Origin of the sequence: Streptomyces sp. NPDC051109 (assembly GCF_044455885.1) — a bacterium.
Lineage (GTDB): Bacteria > Actinomycetota > Actinomycetes > Streptomycetales > Streptomycetaceae > Streptomyces.
Map to the genome: position 1 here is coordinate 1,710 of NZ_JBITFF010000062.1, position 2,506 is coordinate 4,215.

General features: G+C 56.4%; 1 rRNA gene (running past one end of the window). It reads left to right on the plus strand.

The annotated features are described in order from the left end of the window. Nucleotides 1-2,475 (plus strand): 23S ribosomal RNA (locus ACIBAD_RS37505) (it extends 154 nt beyond the left edge of the window). Nucleotides 2,476-2,506: the final 31 nt, after the last annotated feature.

Here is a 2,506-nt window from a genome sequence, read left to right on the forward strand (position 1 = left end):
GGGTCGTGACTGCGTGCCTTTTGAAGAATGAGCCTGCGAGTTAGCGGTGTGTAGCGAGGTTAACCCGTGTGGGGAAGCCGTAGCGAAAGCGAGTCCGAATAGGGCGATTGAGTTGCACGCTCTAGACCCGAAGCGGAGTGATCTAGCCATGGGCAGGTTGAAGCGGAGGTAAGACTTCGTGGAGGACCGAACCCACCAGGGTTGAAAACCTGGGGGATGACCTGTGGTTAGGGGTGAAAGGCCAATCAAACTCCGTGATAGCTGGTTCTCCCCGAAATGCATTTAGGTGCAGCGTCGTGTGTTTCTTGCCGGAGGTAGAGCACTGGATAGGCGATGGGCCCTACCGGGTTACTGACCTTAGCCAAACTCCGAATGCCGGTAAGTGAGAGCACGGCAGTGAGACTGTGGGGGATAAGCTCCATGGTCGAGAGGGAAACAGCCCAGAGCATCGACTAAGGCCCCTAAGCGTACGCTAAGTGGGAAAGGATGTGGAGTCGCAGAGACAACCAGGAGGTTGGCTTAGAAGCAGCCACCCTTGAAAGAGTGCGTAATAGCTCACTGGTCAAGTGATTCCGCGCCGACAATGTAGCGGGGCTCAAGCGTACCGCCGAAGTCGTGTCATTGCAGCAATAGGGCCAACGCCCGCTGTGATGGGTAGGGGAGCGTCGTGTGCCGGGTGAAGCAGCAGCGGAAGCTAGTTGTGGACGGTTCACGAGTGAGAATGCAGGCATGAGTAGCGATACACACGTGAGAAACGTGTGCGCCGATTGACTAAGGGTTCCTGGGTCAAGCTGATCTGCCCAGGGTAAGTCGGGACCTAAGGCGAGGCCGACAGGCGTAGTCGATGGACAACCGGTTGATATTCCGGTACCCGCTTTGAAACGCCCAATATCGAATCAGGCGATGCTAAGTCCGTGAAGCCGTTCCGGACCCTTCGGGGAAAGGAAAGTGGTGGAGCCGACGAACCAGACTTGTAGTAGGTAAGCGATGGGGTGACGCAGGAAGGTAGTCCAGCCCGGGCGGTGGTTGTCCCGGGGTAAGGGTGTAGGCCGAGGGGTAGGCAAATCCGTCCCTCATATAAGGCTGAGACCTGATGCCGAGCCGATTGTGGTGAAGTGGATGATCCTATGCTGTCGAGAAAAGCCTCTAGCGAGTTTCATGGCGGCCCGTACCCTAAACCGACTCAGGTGGTCAGGTAGAGAATACCGAGGCGTTCGGGTGAACTATGGTTAAGGAACTCGGCAAAATGCCCCCGTAACTTCGGGAGAAGGGGGGCCATCACTGGTGATCGGATTTACTCCGTGAGCTGGGGGTGGCCGCAGAGACCAGCGAGAAGCGACTGTTTACTAAAAACACAGGTCCGTGCGAAGCCGTAAGGCGATGTATACGGACTGACGCCTGCCCGGTGCTGGAACGTTAAGGGGACCGGTTAGTGACCTTTCGGGGTTGCGAAGCTGAGAACTTAAGCGCCAGTAAACGGCGGTGGTAACTATAACCATCCTAAGGTAGCGAAATTCCTTGTCGGGTAAGTTCCGACCTGCACGAATGGCGTAACGACTTCTCGACTGTCTCAACCATAGGCCCGGTGAAATTGCACTACGAGTAAAGATGCTCGTTTCGCGCAGCAGGACGGAAAGACCCCGGGACCTTTACTACAGTTTGATATTGGTGTTCGGTTCGGCTTGTGTAGGATAGGTGGGAGACTTTGAAACCCCAACGCCAGTTGGGGTGGAGTCGCCGTTGAAATACCACTCTGGTCGTGCTGGATGTCTAACCTCGGTCCGTGATCCGGATCAGGGACAGTGTCTGATGGGTAGTTTAACTGGGGCGGTTGCCTCCCAAAGGGTAACGGAGGCGCCCAAAGGTTCCCTCAGCCTGGTTGGCAATCAGGTGTTGAGTGTAAGTGCACAAGGGAGCTTGACTGTGAGACCGACGGGTCGAGCAGGGACGAAAGTCGGGACTAGTGATCCGGCGGTGGCTTGTGGAAGCGCCGTCGCTCAACGGATAAAAGGTACCCCGGGGATAACAGGCTGATCTTCCCCAAGAGTCCATATCGACGGGATGGTTTGGCACCTCGATGTCGGCTCGTCGCATCCTGGGGCTGGAGTCGGTCCCAAGGGTTGGGCTGTTCGCCCATTAAAGCGGTACGCGAGCTGGGTTTAGAACGTCGTGAGACAGTTCGGTCCCTATCCGCTGTGCGCGTAGGAATATTGAGAAGGGCTGTCCCTAGTACGAGAGGACCGGGACGGACGAACCTCTGGTGTGCCAGTTGTCCTGCCAAGGGCATGGCTGGTTGGCTACGTTCGGGAGGGATAACCGCTGAAAGCATCTAAGCGGGAAGCCTGCTTCAAGATGAGTATTCCCACCTCCTTGAGAGGGTAAGGCTCCCAGTAGACGACTGGGTTGATAGGCCAGATGTGGAAGCCCGGTAACGGGTGGAGCTGACTGGTACTAATAGGCCGAGGGCTTGTCCTCAGTTGCTCGCGTCCACTGTGTTAGTTCTGAA